This window comes from Nonomuraea guangzhouensis, assembly GCF_019396345.1.
Taxonomy (GTDB): domain Bacteria; phylum Actinomycetota; class Actinomycetes; order Streptosporangiales; family Streptosporangiaceae; genus Nonomuraea; species Nonomuraea guangzhouensis.
This window is the reverse complement of sequence record NZ_JAHKRM010000030.1, coordinates 143803-167253: the sequence shown is the minus strand read 5'-3', so window position 1 is coordinate 167253 and position 23451 is coordinate 143803. Positions and strand designations below refer to the sequence as shown.

27 protein-coding genes and 2 pseudogenes are annotated in these 23451 nt (G+C 67.8%); 9 read left to right on the top strand and 20 right to left on the bottom strand.

The genetic code is table 11. From position 1 onward, the window contains the following. The first annotated feature begins 30 nt into the window (after positions 1-30). Positions 31-1362: a hypothetical protein gene (locus KME78_RS47145; RefSeq protein WP_219536487.1), complete on the top strand. Its 1332-nt coding sequence runs from the start codon at positions 31-33 to the stop codon at positions 1360-1362. 329 nt (positions 1363-1691) lie between these two features. Here KME78_RS47145 and KME78_RS47140 read toward each other — a convergent pair whose 3' ends face one another. Then, entirely contained in the window at positions 1692-2642 is a 951-nt protein-coding gene (locus KME78_RS47140; RefSeq protein WP_219536486.1) for an RNA polymerase sigma-70 factor, read from the bottom strand. A gap of 258 nt (positions 2643-2900) precedes the next feature. Between KME78_RS47140 and KME78_RS47135 the strand changes: the two genes are divergently transcribed. Continuing rightward, positions 2901-3752 carry an SDR family NAD(P)-dependent oxidoreductase gene (locus tag KME78_RS47135; protein WP_219536485.1) on the top strand — a complete coding sequence of 284 codons (852 nt, stop codon included), beginning with the start codon at positions 2901-2903 and terminating at the stop codon, positions 3750-3752. Between the two features lie 51 nt (positions 3753-3803). Next, entirely contained in the window at positions 3804-5015 is a 1212-nt protein-coding gene (locus KME78_RS47130; RefSeq protein ID WP_219536484.1) for an NAD(P)/FAD-dependent oxidoreductase, read from the top strand. A gap of 231 nt (positions 5016-5246) precedes the next feature. On the opposite strand, the gene KME78_RS47125 is transcribed toward KME78_RS47130, so the two are convergent. Continuing rightward, positions 5247-5561, bottom strand: coding sequence for a response regulator transcription factor (locus tag KME78_RS47125; protein ID WP_308127405.1), 315 nt, complete (start codon positions 5559-5561; stop codon positions 5247-5249). On the opposite strand from KME78_RS47125, the gene KME78_RS47120 reads away from it, so the two are divergent. Both KME78_RS47120 and KME78_RS47115 read left to right on the top strand, forming a co-directional pair. Continuing rightward, positions 5562-5948 (top strand): DUF1579 family protein, encoded by a 387-nt coding sequence (locus KME78_RS47120; protein WP_219536483.1) that lies wholly within the window; start codon positions 5562-5564, stop codon positions 5946-5948. A gap of 434 nt (positions 5949-6382) precedes the next feature. Further along, positions 6383-7216, top strand: coding sequence for an SDR family NAD(P)-dependent oxidoreductase (locus KME78_RS47115; RefSeq protein WP_219536482.1), 834 nt, complete (start codon positions 6383-6385; stop codon positions 7214-7216). Positions 7217-7923: 707 nt separating this feature from the next. Here the strand turns inward: KME78_RS47115 and KME78_RS65330 are convergent. From KME78_RS65330 to KME78_RS47090, 6 genes and pseudogenes are all read right to left on the bottom strand, one after another. Then, a complete protein-coding gene (locus KME78_RS65330) occupies positions 7924-8142 on the bottom strand; it encodes a transposase (RefSeq protein WP_443687883.1) in 219 nt (72 codons plus the stop codon). Positions 8143-8172: 30 nt separating this feature from the next. Then, a pseudogene (locus KME78_RS65325) lies at positions 8173-8489 on the bottom strand (transposase); the annotation flags it as partial. 249 nt (positions 8490-8738) lie between these two features. Beyond that, complete coding sequence (locus KME78_RS65320; protein WP_246653464.1) at positions 8739-9002, bottom strand: ThiF family adenylyltransferase; 264 nt, start codon at positions 9000-9002, stop codon at positions 8739-8741. 94 nt (positions 9003-9096) lie between these two features. Further along, positions 9097-9459, bottom strand: a pseudogene (locus KME78_RS68260) (FAD-dependent oxidoreductase); the annotation flags it as partial. 156 nt (positions 9460-9615) lie between these two features. Next, positions 9616-9816 (bottom strand): ferredoxin, encoded by a 201-nt coding sequence (locus KME78_RS47095; protein ID WP_219536478.1) that lies wholly within the window; start codon positions 9814-9816, stop codon positions 9616-9618. Positions 9817-9827: 11 nt separating this feature from the next. Continuing rightward, positions 9828-11033: a cytochrome P450 gene (locus KME78_RS47090; RefSeq protein ID WP_219536477.1), complete on the bottom strand. Its 1206-nt coding sequence runs from the start codon at positions 11031-11033 to the stop codon at positions 9828-9830. 132 nt (positions 11034-11165) lie between these two features. On the opposite strand from KME78_RS47090, the gene KME78_RS47085 reads away from it, so the two are divergent. Next, the gene (locus KME78_RS47085) at positions 11166-11789 is read left to right on the top strand and encodes a TetR/AcrR family transcriptional regulator (RefSeq protein ID WP_219536476.1); all 624 of its coding nucleotides are present in this window, start codon (positions 11166-11168) and stop codon (positions 11787-11789) included. Between the two features lie 42 nt (positions 11790-11831). Here KME78_RS47085 and KME78_RS68255 read toward each other — a convergent pair whose 3' ends face one another. From KME78_RS68255 to KME78_RS47065, 3 genes are all read right to left on the bottom strand, one after another. Then, positions 11832-11981, bottom strand: a complete 150-nt coding sequence (locus KME78_RS68255) for a hypothetical protein (protein ID WP_372455098.1) — start codon at positions 11979-11981, stop codon at positions 11832-11834. A 380-nt stretch (positions 11982-12361) separates the two neighbouring features. Next, positions 12362-13177 carry a site-specific integrase gene (locus tag KME78_RS47070; RefSeq protein ID WP_219536474.1) on the bottom strand — a complete coding sequence of 272 codons (816 nt, stop codon included), beginning with the start codon at positions 13175-13177 and terminating at the stop codon, positions 12362-12364. 110 nt (positions 13178-13287) lie between these two features. After that, positions 13288-13731 carry a site-specific integrase gene (locus KME78_RS47065; RefSeq protein WP_219536473.1) on the bottom strand — a complete coding sequence of 148 codons (444 nt, stop codon included), beginning with the start codon at positions 13729-13731 and terminating at the stop codon, positions 13288-13290. Between the two features lie 201 nt (positions 13732-13932). Between KME78_RS47065 and KME78_RS47060 the strand changes: the two genes are divergently transcribed. After that, positions 13933-14412 carry a MerR family transcriptional regulator gene (locus tag KME78_RS47060; RefSeq protein WP_219536472.1) on the top strand — a complete coding sequence of 160 codons (480 nt, stop codon included), beginning with the start codon at positions 13933-13935 and terminating at the stop codon, positions 14410-14412. A 21-nt stretch (positions 14413-14433) separates the two neighbouring features. On the opposite strand, the gene KME78_RS47055 is transcribed toward KME78_RS47060, so the two are convergent. The 3 genes from KME78_RS47055 to KME78_RS47045 are packed head-to-tail and all read right to left on the bottom strand — an operon-like array spanning position 14434 to position 16195. Then, positions 14434-14622 (bottom strand): alpha/beta fold hydrolase, encoded by a 189-nt coding sequence (locus tag KME78_RS47055; RefSeq protein ID WP_219536471.1) that lies wholly within the window; start codon positions 14620-14622, stop codon positions 14434-14436. A gap of 13 nt (positions 14623-14635) precedes the next feature. Beyond that, complete coding sequence (locus tag KME78_RS47050) at positions 14636-15085, bottom strand: alpha/beta fold hydrolase (RefSeq protein ID WP_219536470.1); 450 nt, start codon at positions 15083-15085, stop codon at positions 14636-14638. Positions 15086-15094: 9 nt separating this feature from the next. After that, entirely contained in the window at positions 15095-16195 is a 1101-nt protein-coding gene (locus tag KME78_RS47045; RefSeq protein ID WP_219536469.1) for a HoxN/HupN/NixA family nickel/cobalt transporter, read from the bottom strand. Between the two features lie 194 nt (positions 16196-16389). Between KME78_RS47045 and KME78_RS47040 the strand changes: the two genes are divergently transcribed. Then, positions 16390-17727, top strand: coding sequence for an MFS transporter (locus KME78_RS47040; RefSeq protein WP_219536468.1), 1338 nt, complete (start codon positions 16390-16392; stop codon positions 17725-17727). Between the two features lie 37 nt (positions 17728-17764). Here KME78_RS47040 and KME78_RS47035 read toward each other — a convergent pair whose 3' ends face one another. The 5 genes from KME78_RS47035 to KME78_RS67605 all read right to left on the bottom strand — a co-directional run bounded on the left by KME78_RS47035 (position 17765) and on the right by KME78_RS67605 (position 22422). Continuing rightward, on the bottom strand, positions 17765-18940 hold the full coding sequence (locus tag KME78_RS47035) for an aminotransferase class V-fold PLP-dependent enzyme (RefSeq protein WP_308127404.1): 1176 nt from the start codon (positions 18938-18940) through the stop codon (positions 17765-17767). Continuing rightward, positions 18937-19740 (bottom strand): amino acid ABC transporter ATP-binding protein, encoded by an 804-nt coding sequence (locus KME78_RS47030; protein ID WP_246653438.1) that lies wholly within the window; start codon positions 19738-19740, stop codon positions 18937-18939. The genes KME78_RS47035 and KME78_RS47030 overlap by 4 nt, the downstream gene beginning before the upstream one ends. Next, a complete protein-coding gene (locus KME78_RS47025; RefSeq protein ID WP_219536467.1) occupies positions 19737-20387 on the bottom strand; it encodes an amino acid ABC transporter permease in 651 nt (216 codons plus the stop codon). Before KME78_RS47025 ends, KME78_RS47030 begins: the two co-directional genes overlap by 4 nt. 15 nt (positions 20388-20402) lie before the next feature. Next, a complete protein-coding gene (locus KME78_RS47020; protein ID WP_219536466.1) occupies positions 20403-21227 on the bottom strand; it encodes a transporter substrate-binding domain-containing protein in 825 nt (274 codons plus the stop codon). 217 nt (positions 21228-21444) lie between these two features. Then, a complete protein-coding gene (locus KME78_RS67605; RefSeq protein ID WP_219536465.1) occupies positions 21445-22422 on the bottom strand; it encodes a helix-turn-helix transcriptional regulator in 978 nt (325 codons plus the stop codon). A gap of 179 nt (positions 22423-22601) precedes the next feature. Between KME78_RS67605 and KME78_RS47010 the strand changes: the two genes are divergently transcribed. Continuing rightward, positions 22602-22835 (top strand): heavy-metal-associated domain-containing protein, encoded by a 234-nt coding sequence (locus tag KME78_RS47010; RefSeq protein WP_219536464.1) that lies wholly within the window; start codon positions 22602-22604, stop codon positions 22833-22835. A gap of 81 nt (positions 22836-22916) precedes the next feature. On the opposite strand, the gene KME78_RS47005 is transcribed toward KME78_RS47010, so the two are convergent. Next, positions 22917-23444 (bottom strand): carboxymuconolactone decarboxylase family protein, encoded by a 528-nt coding sequence (locus tag KME78_RS47005; RefSeq protein ID WP_219536463.1) that lies wholly within the window; start codon positions 23442-23444, stop codon positions 22917-22919. Positions 23445-23451: the final 7 nt, after the last annotated feature.

The following is a 23451-nucleotide window of genomic DNA, read 5'->3' as shown; positions in this document are numbered from 1 at the left end:
CCGCAGCACGTATGGGGTATGGCCGCCACATTGAGATTGATCGCGTCAGGCGTGTTCGTGGCCATGGGGATCCTCGCGACCCCCTCGGCCGCCGTCGCCGCCGACTGCGTGCAGACTCCGCCGGCCTCTCCTCACGTCTTCACCGGCACCGTGGTCTCCGTCGAGTCGTCAGGCCGTGTCGCCACTGTGCGTACCGACGACGGCGCCGAGGTCAAGGTGATCGGCACCCCGTCGGAGACGGCCGTGTCCACCGTGGATCGGGCGTACGACGTCGGCGCGCGCTACGAGTTTCACCCGCTGAACGCCACCAGTCCCTTCAATGACAACGCCTTCGTTCGCCTCAGATCTGACAGGCGTAACAAGTTTCATCTCCAGGAAGGGACAGCATCCCTTCCTCGGCACGTGCCCCCCACCCCCAACTCGCGTGTCGAAGGAGGTTCAGCCTTGCGACGCATCACGACGGCGCTCGCGATGGCCGCCACCATCGTGCTCATCCCGGTGCTCGCCGCACCCCAGGCCCTGGCCCACCAGTGGGACGGCTGGCACTGGAACCGTTACGGCGCGACCGTGACGATCAACGTGCTCAACACCGCCACCTACGCGGCCGAGGCGAACGCGGCGCTCAACGACTGGGACTCCAACACCATCCTGTCGCTGCCCCGCGTCGGCTCGCATACCGACATCAGCATGTTCGACGGCAACTACGGCAACACTGGCTGGGGCGGCCTCGCCGAGATCATCAGCTACATGTCCGGCAATCACATCACGCACGGGCACGCCCGGCTCAACTACTACTACAGCTACACCTCCGCCATGAAGCAGGGCATCCAGTGCCAAGAGGTCGGCCACCTCTTCGGTCTGGACCACTCCAACAACGGCTGCATGGGCCTCGGCTACTACAACAACGTCACCACGACCGTGGCCCACAACTGGAGCGACATCTCCTCCATGTACCGCACCTCCCACCACGCGTCGCTCCTGGAGGGAACCGAGGCGGTCGCCGGCCCGCCGCAGTACTCCGCCGTGTGGCGCTACCAGCCCAGATCCGTCGCCCAGGCCGTCCGCATGGGCACCTCGGTCGTACGGGCGACGGTCCTGGAGACCAAGCAGGCCGAGGACCTCGTCGTCAACGCGCAGGCCGAACCCGGCGGACAGGATCGGGTGCCCACCCAGGCGATCACGTTACGCACCGACGAGACCTTCAAGGGAGCCCCTGGCGCCGTCTTCACCCTGTTCAGGACTGGAACGGACGCCTCAGGCATCGTCGACGACCCTGCCTACCAGGTCGGCCAGCAGTACGTCATGATCCTCGACGGACGGCGGGCCGACGGACGGCAGGTCGCGCTGTCGCCCAGATGTTAGGAACAGTTGGGCTGTCTCAGCCGAGTAGCTGTCTCAGGTTCTGGCACGATCCGGCACACGGGGCATCCATCATGACACGGACCCCATGGCCTGTGATCTGTCTCGGGTTCCCGTAGCATCCGCCGAACATCCAACACATTTGGCTGACCAGTGGAAACCACGTCCGATGGGTCGTTGGAGGCATGCAGCCCGCCAGTAAGGAACTCCGGTCCGATGACAGCAGCCCGCGACGACGAGGCGTTTGCGTGATTGACGTGATGGCGGGGCGGGCCGGTACGCGGATGCCTTCGCTCGGAATGCTCCGTACTGTCGGCGCGGCGGCCGACGGATTACTTCAGCGTGAGCGTGGTCTCGGATGCGATGCGGGTCAGCTTCTGCGGGTTGCGGACGTAGTAGAGGCCGGTGATGCGGGCGTCCTCGACACGGGCCGCTATGACGCCGTCGATCTCGCCGTCCACGCACAGGAGGAGCGCCGGGTTGCCGTTGACCACGGTGGGCTCGCCGGCGAGCGCGATCCCGGCCTTGCCGAGACCGCTGACGATCATGCGGGCCACCTTGCCTGCGCCGATGATCGGCTGCGGAGCGGCCTGCTTGACGCCGCCGCCGTCGCTGATCAGGACGACCTCGGGGGCGAGCACATCAAGGAGACCCTGCAGGTCCCTGGTTTCGACCGCGCGCTGGAACGAGGCCAGCACCGCCCGGGTCTGGCTTGGGGAGACCACCTCTCGAGGGCGGCGGGCATCGACGTGCCGCCGAGCCCGGTGCGCGATCTGGCGCACGGCCGCCGGGGTCTTGCCGACCGCGGCCGAGATCTCGTCGTAGCTCACATCGAAGACCTCGCGCAGCACGAAGACGACACGCTCGGTCGGCGACAGCGTCTCGAGTACGAGCATGAGCGCCATCGACACGCTCTCGGCGAGCTCGACGTCCTCGGCCACGTCCGGTGCGGTGAGCAGCGGCTCGGGCAGCCAGGGGCCGACATACGCCTCCTTGCGGCGCTTCATGGTGCGCAGCCGGTCCAGCGAGCGCCGGGTGGCGATCCGCACCAGGTAGGCGCGCTGGCCGTGCACCTGCGCCGCGTCGACCTTGACCCATCGCAACCAGGTTTCCTGCAGGACGTCCTCGGCGTCGGCGGCCGAGCCGAGCATCTCGTAGGCGACGGTGAACAGCAGGTTGCGGTGGACGAGGAAGGTCTCGGTCGCCTCGGAAACGCAGGCCATCCGGTCACCACCAGCCATCGGCTCGGCTGTGCCCGTCGTCGGCCCGCTGCGCTCGTTCATAGCTGGCTCCTGCCTGTCCACTCTCAACTCCTGCTCCACCACAAGACGCCGGCTCTCACCGCTGTGTGACACCCCATGCTCGGTGGCGTACGTCACATGACCGCACTGTCACAAAGTTCGGGGCGCCGACGCCTCATGGTCGTCAGGACGCCGCGCGAACGATGCGCGCGGCACGTACCTCCCCGAGTTCATCGCCTTGGCCCCGTTGCGTGGTGACCGCCGCGCAACCGCCGCTGCAGAAAGAACGGAAAAGACATCATGAGCAAGGTCTGGTTCGTCACCGGTTCGTCTCGCGGCCTTGGCCGCAACTTCGTCGAGGCCGCCCTGTCGCGCGGTGACAAGGTGGCCGCGGCCGCCCGAAGCACCGCAAGCCTGGACGAGCTGATCGCCGCCTACGGCGAGGCGGTGCTTCCGCTGGAGCTGGACGTGACCGACACGGCCGCCGTCTTCGCGAGCGTCAAGCAGGCCAAGGAGCACTTCGGCCGGCTTGACGTCATCGTCAACAACGCCGGCTACGCCCAGGTCGGCGCGGTCGAGGAGCTGGCCGGGCAGGACCTGCGCGACCAGCTGGAGACCAACCTGTTCGGCGCGCTGTGGGTGATCCAGGCCGCGCTGCCCTACCTACGCGAACAGGGCGCGGGGCACATCATCCAGCTGTCCTCGGCGGCCGGGCTCATGGCGATGCCGCTCAGCGGCGCCTACAGCGCCTCGAAGTGGGCGCTGGAAGCTTTGAACGAATCCCTCGCCCAAGAGGTCGCCGACTTCGGCATCAAGGTGACTGTGATCGAGCCCGGCGGCTTCGCCACCAGGTCCGGCAAGAACCCCGATCCCCTCGCCAACGGCCACCTGGCCGAGCCGAACCCGATCTACGACGCCCTTCGCCGGCGCATCGCCGCGTACGCGGGCAAGCAGCCCGCCGGCGACCCGGCCGCCGCGGCCCAGGCACTGCTCAAGATCGTCGACTCCGACAACCCGCCCCTGCGGGTGCTCTTCGGGCAGGGCTTCTACCCCATGCTCCAGCAGGTCTACGCCGACCGGCTCAAGACCTGGGCCGACTGGCAGGACCTCTCGGCGGAGGCGCACGGCACCCTCGATCGAGAAAACCGCTGACGAAGGGCCGAGTCCACCCCATCAGTGCAAGCCAACCGACAGGAGCGACACATGAGGCATCGGATCGTCGTCCTCGGCGCCGGCTATGCCGGGGCCTACGTGGCCGGGAACCTGGCCCGCCGGCTGTCCCGCAAAGATGTCAAGATCACTGTGGTGAACGCCGTGCCGGACTTCGTCCAGCGCATGCGGCTGCACCAGCTCGCGGCCGGCCAGCAGATCGAGGCCCCGACGCTCGCCGACGTCTTCGCGGGAACGGGGATCAAGCTGCGCCTGGCCCGCGTCACCGCCATCGATCCCGAGCACCGGATCGTCACCATGGCCCCCGCCGACGGCGCCGCCGGCGGGGGCGGGGAGCTCGGCTACGACACGCTCGTCTACGCACTCGGCAGCCGCGGCGACGACGGCAGCGTTCCCGGCGCGGCCGAGCACGCCTTCGACGTCGCCGCCCGCCCCTCGGCGCTACGCCTGCGCGAGCGCCTGGACAGCCTGGACAGGCGAGGCGGAAGCGGGAACGTGGTGGTCGTCGGCGACGGGCTGACCGGCATCGAAGCCGCCACCGAGATCGCCGAGGCCCGGCCCGGCCTGTCGGTGACGCTCGTCGCCCGCCACGAACTGGGCGCCCGGCTCTCCGCCGGAGCCCGCCGCTACCTGCGCCAGGCCTGCGACCGGCTGGGCGTCACCGTCGTGGAACACACCAGCGTGGAAGCGGTCGAGGCGACGCGGGTGCTGTGCGCCGACGGCACCGCCCTGGCCTCCGACGCGGCCGTGTGGACGGCAGGGTTCGCGGTCAGTCCCATCGCCGCCGCCGGCGGGCTGGAGGTCACCGGGAAGGGGCCGATCGTCGTCGACCGCACCATGCGGTCGGTCTCGCACCCGGACGTGTACGCCATCGGAGACAGCGTCCACGCCATCGGTGACAACGGCCGGCCACTGCCGATGTCCTGCGCGTCGGCCGGCTACACTGGCCGGCAGACCATCGAGGCCATCGTGGGACGCCTGACGGGCCGTAAGATCGCGCACACCAAGCTGGTTCACACGTACAACCACATCAGCCTCGGACGGCGGAACGCGATCCTGCAAACAGTCGACGACCAAGGGCAGGCGAAGCCGACGTACCAGGGCGGCCGGCAGCCCTCGCGGGTCCAGGCGGCGATTCACAGGACGGCGCTGTGGGCCACCTTGCACCCCACGTACGGCTTGCCCAAGCGCAGGCACCGCCTGGCCGCCGCGCCGTACCGCATCACCGCGCGGACATCGGCGTAACCGCCACGTGGACCTAGGAGGTGCCGGTGCCGTCAGACACGGTTTCAGGCGTGCCCGGCACCTCGCCCCGCTTGCGTGCCCGCCAGTGGCAGGCTGGGCGGAGCGGTTCGAGCAGGTGCTCGCCGCAATGGGGTGCGGTTGCGGTAGGACAGGCTTAGCAGTCGCACGCGCGCTCGGCCAGAAAGGGCGCCAGTCCGGCGGAGGCTCAGTCCGGCAGGGTTCCGGGTTCGGTCAGATCCAGCCGGACTCCGTGGCGGTCCGGATGGCGTCGACGCGGTTACGGGCGTCCAGCTTGACGACGGCCGAGGTCAGGTAGTTGCGGACCGTCCCGTAGGCCAGGAACAACCGTTCGGCGATCTCCACGGGCTGCGCACCGGTTGCCGACAGGCGCAACACCTCGGTCTCCCGCCGCGTCAGCGGGCTCGGCCCGGCCCGCAGCGCCGCGACCGCCAGCGCGGGAGAGATCACCCGGCCACCCGCGGCGACCGTTCTGATCGCCGCGGCGAGTTCGGCCGGCGCGATGTCCTTGGGCAGCAGCCCGGCCACGTGGCTGTCGATCGCCCGGCGCAGCTGGCCGGGCCTGGTGAGGAGGCCGAAGGCACCCTGGGCGGCAACCCCTACTACCGCCTGGGCATCCTCGGCTTCTCCACCATCGACAAGCGTTATGAGTGGACGACCTTCGACAGCGTGACCCCTTCCGCGATGACGTACCGCGGCCCCAACCTCGCCAGAGGGACACACGTGCTGTCGCTGCCCGGCACGTTCGCCGACCCCGGTTTGCTCGGCCCCAATTACGTCGGCAAGACCATCCCCATATGCACCGTGATCACCATCAGGGAGAACGACCGGCACACCTTCGACATCTACCTCACGCCACCTGGCGAGTCCGAACGCCTGATAGACCGCGTCATCTACGTCCGAAAGTCGGCATAGACGACGGCCGGACGTGAGGCCGTGGGGACTCCCCGGCCGATTGCGGCCGTCGCACGAAGCTGTGGCATGAGGTCGAAAGTCGGTGGTCAGGTTCCTTCCACGGTCTCTCGCGGTCGCGCCGTCGGTGCCGGCGAGCGGCACGGCGGTATCCGTCGTCGGCTCGCTGCGCTCTTCCATACCGGCTCCTGCATGTCCACTCTCGATCTCGGCCTCCACGCACAGGACGCCGCGTCTCACCACCGTGTGGCATCCCGGATCGTGGCGCATGTCACACGACGGCGCTGTCACGGGGAAGGGGTCGCGGACGCCTCATGTTTGTCAGGACGCCGCGCGAACGTTCCGCGCGGCACACCTCTCCATAAGTGATCGCCCCGGCCTGTCGCGCGGTGACTGCCGCACGACTACCGCGGCCTGGGCGGGAACGGAAGGACATCATGAGCAAGGTTTGGTTCATCACCGGCGCGTCGCGCGGGCTCGGCCGTAACTTCGTCGAGGCTGCCCTGTCCCGGGGCGACCAGGTCGCCGCGACCGCCCGCACCACGGCGAGCCTGCACGACCTGGTCACCGCCTACGGCGACGCGCTGCTGCCGCTGGAGCTGGACGTGACCGACAAGCCGGCCGTCTTCGACAGCGTGAAGCAGGCCAAGGAGCACTTCGGCCGCCTGGACGTCATCGTGAACAACGCCGGCTTCACCCAGATCGGCGCGGTCGAGGAGCTGAGCGAGCAGGAGCTGCGCGACCAGATGGAGACCAACCTGTTCGGCGCGGTATGGGTGATCCAGGCCGCCCTGCCGCACCTGCGCGAGCAGCGCTCCGGGCACATCATCCAGCTCTCCTCGGTGGCCGGGATCGTCGCCATGCCGCTCGTCGGCGCTTACCACGCCTCCAAGTGGGCCTTGGAAGGCCTCAATGAGGCCCTCGCCGGCGAGGTCGCCGCGTTCGGCGTCAAGGTGACCATCATCGAGCCGGACGCCTTCGCCACCCGGGACGGCAACAACCCACTCGACTACGGCCACATGGCGCAGATGAACCCGGCCTACGACGAGCTGCGCCAGCGTCTCGGGACCACCGCGGAGCAGCCGACGGGCGACCCGGCCGCCGCCGCCCAGGCGCTACTCACCCTCGCGGACACCGACGACCCGCCCCTGCGCGTGCTGTTCGGCAAGGACTTCTACCCCATGATCCAGCAGGCGTACGCGGACCGGCTCAAGACCTGGACCGACTGGCACGGCCTGTCGGCGCAGGCGCACGGCCCGCTCGACGCCTGACGTCCACGGCCTTCCTGCGCCGCCGTACCCGGCGTGAGCGGTCCGGCTCGGGCGCCACTGCGCAGACGGGATCAAGGATTCTGGTTGAGGTCCGGAATCCCGTCATGGTCGGAGTCGGTCATCTCGGACTGGTGGATTCGCCGGTAGACGTGGCAGATCGGTGCCGTAGCACGCAGCCTGTCGGCGTCGCCAGGCCCGCCCGGATGGCGAGGGTGCCGATCACGCTGGTAACCGCGACCGAGCCGCGCGGGCCGATCAGCCAGGCTTCCGTTCTCATGAGGTTCTTCGCGCCCGGAACGCCCCCGTCTCGGAGGGGTGGTCAGCGTCGAATGCCAAGGAGAGGCGAGACGGTCCGCCGGCCGGGGAACAGTTGATCGGCCTGGGTGCCGTGTGTCACGTGTCCTCCACAATGCTCGGGCGGCTGCTGGGAGCCGCACACGTCATGATCGGATACCGTGGGCAGGATCCGCTCGTAAGCGCCATCGTCCGTACGCCTTCAGAGCGATGTTCTGCGCTGGAGGCCGAGAACCGGGCACCGGCGTGGCCGGCCCCGGTTCCTACGCCTCGATCCCGGCGTTCGGACGCCGGGCGGGCGAGGACTAGCAGTACTTTGTTAGTTCGTTAGGGTGGGCGCTGGTCGCAGGTGGGACAGCGTCCACTCCAGGTGGTTGACAACACCTGGAGAATGGCCGAGATCTTGTAGAAGGTCAGCTCACGCGAGCCGCTTTTGGGCTGGTCAACCGCAGTTCGGTGAGAAACAGGTGAGCCGCCGAGACCAAGGTGACATGGCGATGCCAGCCGTTCCAGGAGCGGCCCTCGAAGTGGGTCAGCCCCAGGCCGGTCTTGAGCTCGCAGTAGTCATGCTCGATGCGCCAGCGGATCTTGGCCAGGCGGACCAGCCCCCAGGCGGCCAGCTCATCGAGCATCTCCAGCACCTGCCGCCACTTGGGGTGGTGCCGCTGATCGTCAGGGATGTGGCAGCGCCGTTGCCGCTCGGCGATCGCCACGGCTTCGGTCCTGTCCTCGGCCAGCGCGTCGTCCCAGCGTTGCGGCGGGAACAGCCGCCAGTTCAGCACGGCCGAGCAGGCATCGATGATCGCGTGCACACTGACCGCGATCTGGCAGTTGGTCACCTTCCCCGCGGTCCCGGTGTACTGCCGGCCACCCCGGGCGAGGCGTCGCCGTCCTTCAGACGCCCAGTGTCATCCAGCACCCACGCCTGCGGCGCCACCACCTTGACCGCTCGCTGCGCCAGACATCGCCGTACCGCCACGTGATCCCGCGTGCATTTGCGCTGCCGTCAGGCCCGTCATGTCTCTCCAATCGGCAGGAAGGGCGTCTCTGATGGGGAGGGCGAGGCCGAGGGCCGCAGGCAGCGGCCCTCGACCGGGCGGCTCAGGACGCCATGCAGATGTTGCCCGTCAGACGAGTGCTCTCGGCGCGTACGATCTCGATCTTCACTATGGTCACCTCCCTCCGCACACTGTGCAGTCCGGATTGCGCTGCCACTCATCCGGCTGGTTCACCGCGCAACCGGAGGCGAAGTCGAGGACGAGTGGCCGACCGACGTGTGCCGGCGGCCGACGAGCTCAACGAGCTGTTGCGGGCCGTCGATCGAGGTGTCGATCGTCTCCACCTCGACCGCGGGGTCGAACGCGCGCACCCACTCCGCGGCGCGCGCCACCTTGCGAGCGCCGAGGTCCGCCGAGCGGTACAGGTACTGCCGCGCGAAGTTGCGCGGCTCCAACCGGTCGCGGTCGAGCAGCGTGAACCTGCCTACGCCCAGACCGGCCAGATGCTGGATGACGGAGGAGTTCAGACCGCCGGTGCCGAGCCAGCAGCTCCGAAACGGACTTGCCGAGTGCCCGCACCATCGGCGCGGCGGCCGGATCGACTATGACGATCGACAGGCCGATGTCGCGGGCGATCGCGGTGGCCTCAGCGCCGATGAACCCGGCACCGATGACCACCATTCGCGATTCCGGCCGCCTACGCGGTCGCAGTGCCAGCGTGTCGTCCAGAGTGCGCAGATAGTGGACGCCGGCCAGGTCGTCACCGGGCAGCCGCCGTGCGGGCGCGCAGGTGGCGATGATCAAGCCGTCGTAGTCGACCGGCTCGCCTTCGGCCAGCGTGAACTCCCGCCGATGCGGATTCAGGCTGGTTGCGGTGGCGCCCAACCGCAGGTTCAGGTCCAGCTTGTCAGCTGTTCGCCGCTGCGCAGCCGCAGCCGTTCCGGTTTCCACTGGCCCGACAGCAACTGCTTGGACAGTGAGGGCTGGCCATAGGGCAGATGGATTCGCTGCCCAACAGCGTGATCCGGCCGGTGAAGCCGCGTTGTCGCAGGGGGTCCGCGGCACTGATGCCCGCCACGGACGCGCCCACAATGACAATCTGGTCCACTATGGTGATCCCTCGATCGAGATCGCCTGTCCTGGACACACCATGGCTGCTTCCTGGACGGATTCGTGTTGCTCCGAATCAGCGTATGGATGCAGCAGAACCGCGATCCCGTCCTCCTCTCGCTGATCGAAGAGCTCAGGAGCGGTAAGCACGCATTGGCCTGAACCGCAGCATTTTCCCTCGTCCAATGTGATCTTCATGGAGGCGTCTCTTACCAGGTCACCGGCAGCCGGTGGATGCCGTAGACGAGTGCGTCGCTCTTGAACGGCAGGCGCTCGACCGTGTCCGCCAGTGCCAGGTTCGGGATCCGGGCGAACAGCGTGTTCAGCACGACCTCCAGCTCCAGGCGGGCCAGGTTCTGTCCGAGGCACTGGTGGATCCCGAAACCGAAGGCCAGGTGGTGCCGTGCACCGCGGTCGATGTCGATCTGATCCGGCCGCGTGAACACGTCCGGGTCGTGGTTGGCGGCCGCGGCCGCCACGATGACGCCGTCGCCGGCGTGGAAGGTGACGCCGTCCAGTTCGAAATCCTCGATGACCACCCGGGAAGTGGCGTTGTCGACGATGGAGTGAAAGCGCAGCAGCTCTTCGACTATCTGCGGGGTCCGCTCGGGCCGCTCCCGCAACCCGGCCAGCAGTTCCGGATCGTCCAGAAGCGAGGCCACGCTCAGCGAGATCATGTTGGCGGTGGTCTCGTGACCGCCAACCAGTAGCAGTAGCCCGATCCCGGTCAGGGCCTCGCGGTCATAGGCATCGATATCGCGGTACTTGTCGATCAGCCGACTCAGCAGATCCTCGCCCGGCTCGGTCTCCTTGCCCACGACCAGGCCGTTGATGTACTGGCGCAACCACAATGCGGTGTCACGTCGCTGTTCGCTTGTCGAGTTGCGACTGAGAATGATCTTTGTTCTGCCCTGGAACTGACCGCGATCAGCGTAGGGCACTCCCAGTAGCTCGCAGATCACCAGCGACGGTACCGGCAGCGACAAGGCCTCCACCAGGTCGGCCGGCAGCGGTCCAGCCAGCATCTCGTCGATGGATCGGTCGGTGATCCGCTGGATCGCCGGACGCATCTGCTTGACTCGTTTGACGGTGAACTCATTGGTGATCATGCGCCGGTGCTGGGAATGCTCCGGCGGGTCCATGGCGACGATCGTGCCCTTCAGCGGCACCGAGGCCACCCCGGGAATCAGCTGCGGAAAACCGGGGTTCGCGCGGTTCGAGCTGATCTTGTCACTGGACAGGAATTTTCGCGCGAAGGCGTGCCCGGTGATCAACCACGCTTGCTTGCCATCTTGCAGGGTCACCCGCGAAATCGGTGCCTCCCGTCTGACTTGCTCGTACTGCGGCGGCGGACCGAATGGGCAGGAGCGGGGCATCGGGAATGCCGGCGGAGCCTGAGTGACGGAATTTGTCATGATGTCACCTCTCGAAATAAGAAACCTTGAGTTCCTTATGCTCAGGCTAAGCTCAGCGATCAGGGAACGCAAGGTTTCTTGGGAGTTGTGATGCCGAACACGCCGAGGACGGCCCCGTCTGCAGGTGAGACCATGTCGCGCCGCCGGGGGACCGAGCTCGAAGACGCCATTCTGGACGCGGCTCGCGAGGAACTGGCCGAACTGGGTTACGCGAAGTCCACCATGAGCGGTATCGCGAACCGCGCCGGTACCAGCAAGGCCGTGTTGTACCGCCGCTGGAGCAGCCTGCCCGAGCTGGTGCTGGACACACTGCGGAGCCGGTTCACCAACGTGCCGGTCCCCGACACCGGTGATCTGCGCGACGATGTGCTGGACCTCTTGCGTCAGGCGCAAACGAACCTCGGCGACACCCGCCGCGACACGGTCTCTGGGCTGATCGCGGACACAGTTCACGACCCGCGGCTGGCACAGCGATTGCGGGACCTCATCGCCAACTCTGCCCTGTCGGACGCTATGTCCACGGTGCTGAAGCGCGCGGCCGAGCGCGGTCAGATCCCGCCCGGCCCCTGGCCGCGACGGGTGATCACCCTGCCGATCAGCCTGCTGCGGGACGACTTCGTGGTCTTCGGGATCTGGCCATCCGATGCCGACCTGGCCGCGGTTGCCGACGAGGTCTTCCTTCCGCTGCTGGGTTACGCGTCACCTTCCAGCGTGGTTCGAAACGGCGATCGTCCGTCGAGCGAGCATCGAGGGTGATGCGCACCACTGATTGACGCTGTCAGAGTACGGTTCGCGACTCTATGTTCTTGAGGTCGCAGTGTGATCGCACGGATTCGTAACAGCACCATCGGTTTCCACCGCGTTGGTGAGCAGGGTCAGGCACCAGGCTTGCTCGCTCTGCCCGGTCAGGTGCGGGCTGCGGAAGGCGCCGCCGTGCGCGTAGCGCAGGTCACGGCGCAGCGCGTGCAGGCTCTCGCCCTTGTTCAGCTGCCGGGCGATGCGCCCCGGTAGGCCTCGTCCGACAGGTAGCGGGCGGCGTTGACGGTACGGCGGATCATGCCGTACTCCTTCAGCGCGGCCGCCATCGGGAACCCCGTCTCAAGGTCAAGGCCTCTGAGTTGTCAAATCGTGACGCTCCCTCAGCCAGGGGAACAGCTCAAGGACCTGTAGGCGGCTGTTGGGCGTCAAGTTCTCTGCTTCTCGGACCTGCTGTTCGGTCAGCCAGACGCGCTCCATCACCCGGACGCCGACCCGGTCGAACTCCTGAGGCTCCTCCAGGACTGGACGAGCCGTCCGGACCCGCTGCTTGCGTTCCCCTCGGCGTGCCATCAGGCAGCCCCCCGTCCCGCAGCGTGGGCCGCATAGTCCGCGTATGTCTTGTCGGCCTCGTTCCAGTCGGCGATCGCCGGTGCGACCAGCGCATTGGTGTTCCGGATGTAGCGCAGGTACCCAAACGTCGAGGACGCGTTGTGGTGACCGAGCAGTCGCTGCACGATCAGCAGCGGATTACGGGCGAGGTGGTCGGCCAAGTAGGCGTTGTGTCCGCCCTCGCGGATCCGCTCGCTCTCCTGCTCGATGACCAGTTGGGTGAGCTGCTGCAGCATGTAGATCGCGAACGAATGGCGCAGATCATGGATTTGAAACCGCGGCGGCATGACCAGGCCGAGCTCATGGGCTGCAGCAACCTCGATCGCCCTGACGTGGGCGGCGGTGAACACCTGCTCCCAGCGCTGCTTGCCGGGCATCCGGCCGCCTCGGGCGACGAACAGTGCCGTCGGCTCCAGTCCATGATCGCCCTCGATCACAGCCTTCCGGCGCAATTCCGCCGACATCATCTCGACCTTGAACGTACGGACCCTGTCATCCAGCCGCCCGCGCACCTTCATGTTGCGCTCGTCGATGTCGGTGACGACGAACAGTTCGGCTCTGCGCCTGGTCAGTGCACGGGCGGACTTCCGGATCGTGGCCGCGCGCTCAGTCCGCCGGTAGAGATCGAGTTCCTTCAAGGTGGCGTGCTGGATTGTCACGTCCCGGGGTAACCCGTACTTGGCGATCTCCTGCAATCGGACATCGACCGGCAGGCCGTCGCGGCGCGGCGGGCCGACCTCCATGTCCAGCAGGCAGGAGAACTCCCTGAGCCGCATCCCCGTGGTGATCGCCAGTTCGCCCGCCGCCGCGTTCCGCAGCGGCGACGAACCCCGAAAGGTCGGGTCCGCCGAGCCGTCCGGGAGCAGGCCGCGTAAGCCCACCTGCTTCAAAACCGCCACTGCCGGTACGCCAATTCCATGACCGCACCCCAGGACAGGACGTCCCTGCCGTTCCTGGTCTTGGTGTAAGGACGACGTTCGAGCCACTGAGCCTCAATAGCCCAGTCGTAGAAGTTGTTGATCAGAGCCCTGCGTCGCCGCCAGGTCGCCGGCGTGACCGGCTCGTCTTGGTACTTCGTCCGCTCGTCCCGATAGGCAAGCAGATCCTCCTCCGTCGCCGACAGAAGATCTGTGGGCAGTTCCAAGCTGTCCAGGAAGGCGACGATGTCCAGCAGGTCATAGGTGTAGTCCTGGAGCGTCTTGGCCAGCTCGAACATGAACGAGCACAGCGGTTCCACCGGACGCATATCCGACCCCAGGAAAAACGGCGTCCCGTCCGGCAACGCCCCCTTGCCGCGTACATCATGGACATGACCGACAAGAAGGATCATGCTCAGAGAGACTGGTGAGACAGGCTTAGATCGTGGTCCTAATGAGGGCCGCTATCTCGTGGACGGCGGCGTGGTCCGCACGTTCAGCGCCATTCCCGGAGTGGCCCGTGCGAACGGGATGTCGTACGACGACTTCCAGCGCATACTCCGTCAGAACGCATGACCTCCTCGGCGGGGCGGGAGCTCAGCACGTGAAGCGGAATGCCCATCGCGACCATCAAGTTCTATCGCCGCGAAGGTCTGCTGCCACCTGGTCGACATGTGTCCGCCAACCAGGTCGAATACGAAACGAGCCATTTACACCGGTTGCGCCTCATCCGCGCACTCGCGGAGGTCGGCGGGCTCACGCTACCTTCCGTCCGCGCCCTGCTCGACTCGCCGCAGGCCCCCTCGGACGTGCTGGCGGCGGCGACCGAACGGCCGCGCCGTACGTCAGCGCGCGACGAGAGGTGGCACTCCGCACGCGACCAGGTCATGCGGTTGCTGGTCGTCAACGGATGGCGGGTCCGCCGCGAGGCGGCGGGCCTCGACGCGGTGGCCGACGTGCTGTTCTGCCTGCGGGATCTCGAACAGGGACTGCCCGCCGACATCCTCGCCGGTTACGTGAGGCTCGCGCGGGCGACCGTGGGACTGGCAGCCCACAGCCTCGAACGGCCGCAGGACCGCCCGCCGCAGACCTGAGCGGCCCTCCCGAGTCGCTGGTCACCTGGCGTAGAAGTCAAGGAGGGCCTTGCCGATCCCGCCCGCCGCGTCGAACGCCCCATTGCCGTGCGCGACGACGGGGATCTCGACGTACGTGGCGTCCGGCCAGATTCCGGCCGCTTCGCGGGCGCGAGACGGGGGGAACTGGACATCGTGCTCGAACGCGACGATCAAGGCGGGTACGGTCATCCGTTGCCAGCGCTCATGGTGGGTGCCGTCGAGCAGCCAGTCCCGAGCCGCGGCTGCCTGGCCCAGCGAACAGCTCCCGCTCGGCCAGCATCTTGGCCCGCAGGTACGCGGTCGTGCGCCCCGCGCCGGCGATGAGTGCGACCGAGCGGACCAGGTCAGGGCGCTGGTGGGAGATCTCCTCGGCCACGAATCCGCCCAGTGACAGCCCGACGACGCGGCACGGTCCGGTGGCCGCGCTCTCAATGACGTCGATCGTGTCGCGCGCCATGTCGGCGATCGAGTACGGGGGAGGCGGGGTGTAGGAGCCGCCCGTTCCCCGGCTGTCGACGGCGATGACCCGGTATCCCGCCTGGACGAGCGCGGGCTTGAACGGCAGGTCCCAGGCTCCGGCGGTCACGCCTGTCCCGCCGATGAGCGCGACGTCCTCTCCCGTCCCGGTCTCCGTATGCGCGATGTTCCCCATGCTCACAGTTCATCGGGAGTCGGCTTCGGCGGTCGCCGGCTGGGCGTACCGCTGTTCGAGCTTGGCGAGCTTCCAGTACGCGACGCTGCCCAGCCAGGTGAGCAGGAAGACGCCGACGATCACGTAGCCGATGGTGTTGAGATCGATGGCGGCGAGAGCGGCCCAGGGCTGGCGGTCGGCCAGGCCGAGTTGGTCGGTGAGGATGCCGAGCAGTTCGACGGTGCCGACGGCGAAGGCCACGAAGATGGACAGGCCGGTGGTGGAGAGATTGTAGTAGATCTTGCGGAGCGGGTTGCTGAAGGCCCAGTTGTAGGCGTGGGACATGAACGCGCCGTCAAGGGTGTCCCACAGCGACATGCCCGCCGCGAAGATCAACGGCAACGAGATGATGGCGAGCGGAGGGAGTTGGCCGCCCGCGGCTGCTCCGGCGGAGACGCCGATCAGACCGACCTGGGTGGCGGTGTCGAAGCCGAGCCCGAACAGCAGGCCGACCGGGTAGATGTGCCAGCCGGCGTTGATCAGCCGGGTGTAGCGGCCTTTGAACAGACGGTTCAGCAGGCCGCGTTCGGCCAGCAGGCGTTCGAGCCGCTCCGGTTCGTAGGCGCCGTGGCGTACCTGTCGCCACATCTTCCAGATGCCGGCGAAGATGACCAGGTTCAGCCCGGCCACCAGGTAGAGGAAGGCGCCTGAGACGGTGGTGCCGATGATGCCGCCGACGTCGGCGAACGAGCTCTGGAATCGCACGGCCGCCTGGGTGGCGAACGCGACCGCCACCGACAGCGCCAGCACGACGGTGGAGTGGCCGAGCGAGAAGAACAGCCCCACGCCCTGCGAGGGCCGGCCCTTCTGCAGCAGGAGCCGGGTGGTGTCGTCGATGGCGGCGATGTGGTCGGCGTCGAAAGCGTGGCGCATGCCGAGCAGGTAGACGATCCCGGCGGCGGAGGCGAAGACGAGCTGGCCGCGGCCGTCGGTCAGGTTGTGGTAGGCGGGCTGGGCGTTGTAATAGGCGAACAGTCCGAAGCCTGCCACGTGCAGAGCGGCGACGACGCCGAACAGGGGGATCAGACGTAGGACGTCGGTCCGGGTGAATCGTCGGCTGCTGGTCTGCATGGGAGCCCTCCGTAGCTTCTGCACAAGGTTAGCAACTGCGGGCTATTCGCTACTAAATGGCATAGCAGATGAAGCGCCTCTGAGAAATTCACATGGAGGTCGGAATACCCATAGGGGGTATATGGTTCCGGGCGGGTGTGAGGGTCTGCCGGATCTTCCGGGAGGCCGGTCTTCCAACCTCAGAGGAGCTTGCGATGAGGAAGTTGCCGCTCGCGATCTGGGCGATGGTGCTCGGCGCCTTTGCCATGGGGGCCGACGAGTTCATCGTCGCCGGAGTCGTACGAGAGATAGCACAGGCACTCAACGTCTCGATCGGCGCGGTCGGTCATCTGGAGAGCGTGTACGCGCTCGGCGTGGCCGTCGGCGCTCCTGTGTTCACCGCGCTGGGCACCCGGTTCGGCCGGCGGTCGATGCTGCTGCTGACTACCGGCGTGTTCCTGCTCGGGAACCTGATCTCGGCCCTTGGGCCCACGTACGCGTTCATCATGTCCGGCCGGGTCGTCTCCGCGATGGCCCATGGGGCGTTCCTGGGCATCGCGGCGGTCTTCGCGGCCGAGCTCGTGGATCCGGCCCGCAAGGGGCGGGCGGTGGCGGTGGTGTTCTCCGGGCTGACCGCCTCCACGATCCTCGGCGCGCCCATCGGGGCGGCGGTCGGGCAGGCACTGGGCTGGCGGTTCACGTTCTGGACGCTGGTGGTCTTCGGCGGGCTGGCGCTGCTCGGCCTGCTGGCCGCCTTGCCCCAGCAGACCGCCGCCCACCAGCACGAACACGCGCCCGAGCACCACGCGCCCGAGCACCACGCGCCCGCAGCCGGTCATGAGCAGCACGATGTCGGGAGCGAGTTCGAGGGGCTGGATGCGCACGCGCTGGCTCATCTGGGAGGCGGTGGCCAGGGGCCGTCGATGCGCGAGCAACTGGCCGCGCTGCGCCGCCCGGCGGTATGGGGCGCGCTGCTGACCACGATGCTCGGTTACGGCGGCGTCTTCACCAGTTACGTCTACATCGCCCCGCAGCTCACCGAGGTGACCGGGTTCGGGGCCGGCTGGGTGACGCCGTTGCTGCTGCTGTTCGGGGTGGGCCTGTTCGCGGGCAACACGCTTGGCGGGCGGCTGGCCGACAGGACGCTCATGCCCACCGTGATCGGCACGCTCGCCGCCTTGGCGATCGCGCTGTTCGTGATGACGCACGCGATCGAGGCGCGGGCGACGGTCGTGGCGATGATGCCGATCTTCGGCACCGCCGCCTTCGCCGTGGTGGCGCCGCTGCAACTGCGGGTGATGACCGCGGCCGGGCACGCGCCCGACGTGGCCTCGGCGGCCAACATCTCCGCCTTCACCCTGGGCAGCGCCATCGGCATCTACCTCGGCGGCGCGGCCATCGACGGCGGTCTCGGACTGGCCTCGGTCAACTGGGTCGGCGGCCTGCTGACCACCGCGGGCCTGCTCACCGCCCTGATCACCTGGGCGGCCCTCGATCGCCGCCAGCCCGCGGACACCCACCACCACGAACCGGTGGCACACCACCACCACTGAACGCGATCTCCCCGGGCACCGAGCCCGGGGAGATTCGTCATGTACGGAGTCGGGTCAGTTCCTCGCAGAAGCGGGCCAGCTCCTCCTCGGAGTTGTAGTAGTGGACCGATGCACGCACGAGTTCGGAGATGTCGCGATCGGTCATGTCCAGGAGCGTTGACGGGGCCCGCGACACGCTGACGTTGATCCGGCGCTCCGCCAAGTACTCCTTGATCGTCTCGGCGGCGACGCCGTCGAGGGTGAAGGTGACGATGCCGCAGCGTTCGGCGCCGACGTCGCGCACGGTGCAGCCGGGGATGGCCGCCAGTCGTTCCCGGAGGGTGTCGCCGAGCAGGTAGACCCGGTCCCGGATGTCCTCCGGCCCCCAGGCCAGGGTCTCCTCGATCGCGGTCGCCAAGCCGACCCGCCCTGCGACGCCGTACTCCCAGTTCTCGAACCTGCGGGCGCCCGGCTGGATCTCGAAGCGGTCGGGCGCCGTCCACCTGGCGGAACGCAGGTCGAGGAAGGGCGGATCGAGCTGGTCGAGCACGGACCGCCGGACGTACAGCAGCCCGGTCCCGCGGGGCGCGCGCAGGTATTTGCGGCCGGTCGTGGAGAGTATGTCGCAGCGGATCTGCTCGACGTCGACGGGGATCTGGCCCACCGACTGGCACGCGTCGAGCAGATACAGTACGCCCGCCTCGGCCGCGATCTTGCCGATCTCCGCGGCCGGGTTGACCAGGCCGCCGTTGGTGGGGATGTGGGTGACCGAGATGAGGCGTACGCGCTCGTCCATCATCGCTCGCAGCGCGTCCACGGAGAGCTGGCCGAGCCCGTCGTTGGGCACGACCTCGACGCTCACGCCGTGGCGGCGGGCTACCTGCAGGTAGGCGATGAAGTTGCTGGCGTACTCGGCCTTGCTGGTCAGGATCCGGTCGCCGGGGCGGAAGGGGATGGCGTAGAAGGCCAGGTCCCAGGCGCGGGTCGCGCTGTCGACGATGGCGATCTCGTCGGGGGAGCAGTTCAGCAGCCTGGCGGCGGAGCCGTACGCCGCCTCGACGCGTTCGGCGGCGCGTGCGGCCGCCTCATATCCGCCGATCTCGCCTTCCAGCCGGAGATGCCCGACGGTCGCCTCCAGCACGGGCGTGGAGGGTAGCGAGGCTCCGGCGTTGTTGAGGTGGACGGTGTTCGCGGTGCCCGGGGTCAGCTCCCGGGCCCGTGCGAGGTCGATCACGTTCGCTCCACGTTCTGGGGTGAGGGGTGGCCGTTGTGTGAAGGGCCGACGAGGCGCAGGAAGGCCTGTACGCGGGGGTGCGCGGGCGCGGTGAAGAAGCGCTGCGGGGGAGCCTCTTCGATGACGTTCCCGCCGTCCATGAACACCACCCGGTCGGCCACGTCACGGGCGAAGGCGGTTTCGTGCGTCACGATCACCATGGTCATCCCGTTTCCGGCCAGGTCTCGGATGACCTGCAGGACCTCGGCGTGCAGTTCGGGGTCGAGCGCGGAGGTGGGTTCGTCGAACAGGATGACCTGAGGCTCCATCGCCAGTGCCCGGGCGATGGCGACGCGCTGCTTCTGCCCACCGGAGAGGGTGGCCGGATAGCAGTCGCACTTTTCGTCGAGGCCCACGAGCGCGAGCAGTCGCCGTCCGAGGCCGTCCGCCTCGGTCCGGCGCAGGCCCCGTACGGAGATCGGGCCCTCCATGACGTTCTGCAGTGCCGTGAGGTGCGGGAACAGGTTGAACTGCTGGAAGACCATCGCCGAACGCCGCCGGATCTCGCGCACCTGCGCGGCCCTGGAACGCCCGCGCCCGCCGCAGTCCACCTGGTTGCCGCACATGCTCACCGTGCCGGTGTCGGGCTCTTCGAGCAGGTTGAGGCAGCGGATCAGGGTGGTCTTGCCGGAGCCTGACGGGCCCATGACCACCACTACCTCTCCGGGCCGTACGTCCAGGTCGATGCCCTTGAGTACCTCGTTGTCGCCGAAGCGCTTACGCAGCCCGCGCACGCTGACGATGGGTTCTGGGGTGGTCATGTGGCGTAGGCCTTTCTCATCCGGCGCTCGAGGGCCTGCTGGCCGACCTGCAGGAGGGTGTTGATCAGCCAGTACATGAGCCCGACGATCAGCAACGCGTCCATGTAGCGGAACGTCGAGGTGCCGATGCCCTCAGCCACCCTGGTCAGCTCCACCACGGTCACCGCGGACGCCAGTGACGTGTCCTTCATCAGCGCGATGAACCGGCTTCCGACGGGTGGCAGGGCGATCCTGATGGCCTGGGGGAAGATGACGCGGCGCAGCGTCTTCCAGTACGGCATCGCCATCGAGGCCGCCGCCTCCCACTGTCCTTTGTCGACGCCCAGGACGCCGGCGCGGAAGTTCTCGCTGAGGTAGGCGGCGGTGAACAGGGTGAACGCGATGATCGCCGACGGGATGGGAGGAATCTCCAGGCCGATCTGCGGCAGCCCGAAGTAGATGATCATTATTTGGATCAGCAACGGCGTGCCGCGGAAGACCGACACGTACGCGGTCGCCACGGCCGAGAGGACACGGTTGCCGGAGATCTTCGCCAGCATGATCGCGGCCCCGAGGACGCTGCCGAGGATGAAGGAGATCACACCGAGGAGAAGCGTGATCACCATGCCGGTGAGGAGATCGGGAAAGGAGTCGACCAGTAGATCCATCAGTGTCTTCCCTGCTCAGTTCGCCGAAACCTTGGCCAGTTCCTGCGTCATGTCGAGGCCGCCCAGCCACTTGCGGGAGATGGCGGCCAGGGTGCCGTCGGCGATCATGTCGTTGAGCGCCTTGTCGACGGCCTGCTTGAAGCTCGCCGAGCCCTTCGCGAAGGAGATCCCGTTGACCTCCGATTCGAGCAGCGGCCCTGCGGGCTTGACCTTCAGGTTGTTCTTCGCCGCCAGGAACGCCCCTTGGAACCGCGACACCAGCACGGCGTCGGCCCGCCCTCGCGCCACCTCGGTCAGCCCGAGCGTGGCGTTGTCGTAGGTCTTGATGTCGGCGCCGGCGACGCTCTTCTTGGCGAAGGCCGCCTGCGTGGTCCCGGCCGTCACGGCGATCTTCTTGCCCTGGAGGTCGGTCAGCCCCGCGATGGCGGAATTGGCGTCGGCCACGAAGATCGAGATCCCGTTGACCTGGTACGGGCGGGAGAAGTCCACCTGTTTGGCACGTTCCGGAGTGATGGTCTGGCCGGAGATGACGGCGTCGAACCGGCCGGCCTGAACGCCCGCGATGAAACTCTGGTAGTTGGAGGCGACGAACTCGACGTTGGCGATGCCGAGCCGCTTGGCGAGCTCGTTGGCGACGTCGACGTCGTAGCCCGCGGGCTTGCCGCCGTCCAGGAAGTTCCACGGCGGGTTCGCCTGCGTCTGGGCCACCCGGAGGGTCCCGGACGCCTTGACCCGCTGCAGGAGGTCGGCGGCGTCCGCGGATCCGTGGCCGCACGCGGACAGGGCGATCAGTAGAGCGGCGGACACGAGGCTTGATCGGATACGTATGTTGTTTGCCACCGTGGGCTCCTTGTGACGCGGTAGTAGCCCGGCTCTGAACCCCCGTGAACCGTGGACATCCCCTAGATAGGGCTTATCTGTCCATGACGTATACGGTGGGCCAATATGTCCTGAGCGTCAAGTACCCCCATGGGGTAATTTGTCGTACGCGCTGCTCATGCCGGGTGTGTCGCCAAGGTTGTCGCGTAAGGGGGTCAGATTTACGGACCCAGGGAGGTCAGTCCAGCCAGCCCAGGCGGGCCGCGCGTACGCCGGCCTGGAAGCGGCTGCTCGCGCCCAGCATCGTTGTCAGCTCGCCGACCAGCCGGGTCACGGTGCGCGTGGAGACACCCAGCCTGCGGGCGATCACGTCGTCCTTGGTGCCGGCCGCGAGCAGGAGGAGCACCGCGCGTTGCTGCTCGGTCAGCGCCGTGCCGTCAGCGGAGCGAGGAACGTCCTGCGGCTCCGACGCCGTCAGCCAGAGGTAGTCGTAGATCGCGGCCAGGGACCTGACCACGTTGGCGCCGCGGATCAGCACGGCGCCCGCCCCGACGTCCTCGGGGTCGGCCTGGACGACCGCGACCCGCCGGTCGTACACCAGCATGCGCGTCGGTACGACCGGCGCGACCCGGACCTCGACGCCCTCCGTCACGCGGTCGCGCAGATGATCGCGCATCAGCGGGTCGGACAGCGTGATCTGCGCGTGAATGCTGCGGATGCGGACGCCTCTGCTCAGCGAGATCTTGGTGCGTTCGGTGCCGCCGTCCAGCCCCCGCGCGGACCAGGTGGCGGCCGGGTGCATGCCCACGATCTCGTGCCGGGCCATCTCGGCGAGTTCGTTGAGGCGCTGGTTGAGCCGGGTGGCACGCTCCTGCCGCGGATAGAACTCCACCTGGGTGTCGTCGTGCGGCCGCTGCGCCAGCCCCAGGTAGTCCCGGGCCAGGGAGGCGGTCAGAACGTGCTGTTCCACGAGCTTGTCCAGGGCTCGATGGCCGTGTTCGAGACTGAGCGCCAGCGCCGTGGAGGTCTCGACGCTCAGCTCGGATCCGGGGGTGAGCAGGCCTAGATGGACCAGGCGGTCGCGCGCGGCGGCCCGCTGCCGTGGGGTGAGGCCCAGAGCGGCCGAGGCGTCGGCGACGCTCTCGCCTCTGGTGTGGACGCGTTCGTACAGGGCCTGCGCGAGGCGGTCGGCCTCGGCAGGGGGATCATCGCTCACGTCACAGCCCCGGTCATCGCGAAAACCATGACATATCGCCAAATGATTCACCAAACCGGCGTGTCTTGTTCCCGCCATGGCGTGACCCCGAACCCTCCAAGGCCCGCCACCCGGCTCCCCGTGCGGCAAGATCTCCACCTAGGCGCGCCGATTCCACCGTTTCGATACTTGGAGGATGGATGATCACTGTCGCCTATAGTCTGACCACCTACCGCGTCAACGGCCTTTCCGCGGCGAGCTGCGAACACTGCCTGGCGAGCATCCGTTCCGAGCTCATCCTGGTGCCCGGCATCGTCGGCGTCGACCTGAACGCCGGGGAGTCGAAGATCAGCGTTCTGACCGACGGTCCGGTCGACGACGCCCGGATCAGGGACGCCATCGATGCCGCCGGCTGCGACATCCTGACCTCCTGACGAGGTGCCCTTCCGGACGCCGGCATGCCCGGCGCCCGGAAGGGCTCATTCAGGGTGACGAGCCCGGCGGCGCCTGTCCGTCTATACCGTCTGCTCGGCGGGTTCGAGTCCGGCCAGGAGGTTGAAGGAGCCGGTCAGCAGGTTCAGGGCGACCAGGCCGGGGATCTCGGCGATGATCCGGTCGTTCCATCCGTGTCCGCGTATGTCGGCGATGTCCTGGTCGGTGAGGGAGGACGGTTCGGCCAGGACGCGGACGGCGACCGCGATGAGGGCGGCCTCGCGGGCGTCGGTGGAGGTGCCCTGCCGGGCAAGGGCGATGTCGGTGTCGCTCAGCCCCGCCGCCCGGGCTGCCTGCGTGTGCGCGTCCATGCAGAGACCGCAGCCGATCCATTCCTGCAGGGCGAGCGAGATCTTCTCGCTCAGGCTGCGCGGGAGTTTGCTCCGTTTCATGGCGCTTGAGAGGTCGAGGTAGCCCTGGAGCATCGCCGGCGAGTGGGCCATGGTGGACACCATCTCACCGACATTCCCCCTGCGGTCGATGATGTCGTTCAGCAGCTCGCGTGACTTGCCGGGCGCATCAGCGGGGTCGAGTGCGGTCAGGCGTCGCATATGTTCC

Bases quoted from the DNA above. Each gene is read 5' to 3' on its own strand.
- KME78_RS47055 (WP_219536471.1), bottom strand. From the start codon at position 14,622: ATGACCGTACCCGCCTTGATCGTCGCGTTCGAGCACGATGTCCAGTTC.
- KME78_RS47135 (WP_219536485.1), top strand. From the start codon at position 2,901: ATGAGCAAGGTCTGGTTCGTCACCGGTTCGTCTCGCGGCCTTGGCCGC.
- KME78_RS47060 (WP_219536472.1), top strand. From the start codon at position 13,933: ATGCCCATCGCGACCATCAAGTTCTATCGCCGCGAAGGTCTGCTGCCA.
- KME78_RS47085 (WP_219536476.1), top strand. From the start codon at position 11,166: ATGTCGCGCCGCCGGGGGACCGAGCTCGAAGACGCCATTCTGGACGCG.
- KME78_RS47030 (WP_246653438.1), bottom strand. From the start codon at position 19,740: ATGACCACCCCAGAACCCATCGTCAGCGTGCGCGGGCTGCGTAAGCGC.
- KME78_RS47045 (WP_219536469.1), bottom strand. From the start codon at position 16,195: ATGCAGACCAGCAGCCGACGATTCACCCGGACCGACGTCCTACGTCTG.
- KME78_RS47095 (WP_219536478.1), bottom strand. From the start codon at position 9,816: ATGAAGATCACATTGGACGAGGGAAAATGCTGCGGTTCAGGCCAATGC.
- KME78_RS65330 (WP_443687883.1), bottom strand. From the start codon at position 8,142: ATGCTCGATGAGCTGGCCGCCTGGGGGCTGGTCCGCCTGGCCAAGATC.
- KME78_RS47130 (WP_219536484.1), top strand. From the start codon at position 3,804: ATGAGGCATCGGATCGTCGTCCTCGGCGCCGGCTATGCCGGGGCCTAC.
- KME78_RS47025 (WP_219536467.1), bottom strand. From the start codon at position 20,387: ATGGATCTACTGGTCGACTCCTTTCCCGATCTCCTCACCGGCATGGTG.
- KME78_RS47070 (WP_219536474.1), bottom strand. From the start codon at position 13,177: ATGCGGCTCAGGGAGTTCTCCTGCCTGCTGGACATGGAGGTCGGCCCG.
- KME78_RS47040 (WP_219536468.1), top strand. From the start codon at position 16,390: ATGAGGAAGTTGCCGCTCGCGATCTGGGCGATGGTGCTCGGCGCCTTT.
- KME78_RS47005 (WP_219536463.1), bottom strand. From the start codon at position 23,444: ATGCGACGCCTGACCGCACTCGACCCCGCTGATGCGCCCGGCAAGTCA.
- KME78_RS47050 (WP_219536470.1), bottom strand. From the start codon at position 15,085: ATGGGGAACATCGCGCATACGGAGACCGGGACGGGAGAGGACGTCGCG.
- KME78_RS47010 (WP_219536464.1), top strand. From the start codon at position 22,602: ATGATCACTGTCGCCTATAGTCTGACCACCTACCGCGTCAACGGCCTT.
- KME78_RS47115 (WP_219536482.1), top strand. From the start codon at position 6,383: ATGAGCAAGGTTTGGTTCATCACCGGCGCGTCGCGCGGGCTCGGCCGT.
- KME78_RS47140 (WP_219536486.1), bottom strand. From the start codon at position 2,642: ATGAACGAGCGCAGCGGGCCGACGACGGGCACAGCCGAGCCGATGGCT.
- KME78_RS47065 (WP_219536473.1), bottom strand. From the start codon at position 13,731: ATGATCCTTCTTGTCGGTCATGTCCATGATGTACGCGGCAAGGGGGCG.
- KME78_RS47090 (WP_219536477.1), bottom strand. From the start codon at position 11,033: ATGACAAATTCCGTCACTCAGGCTCCGCCGGCATTCCCGATGCCCCGC.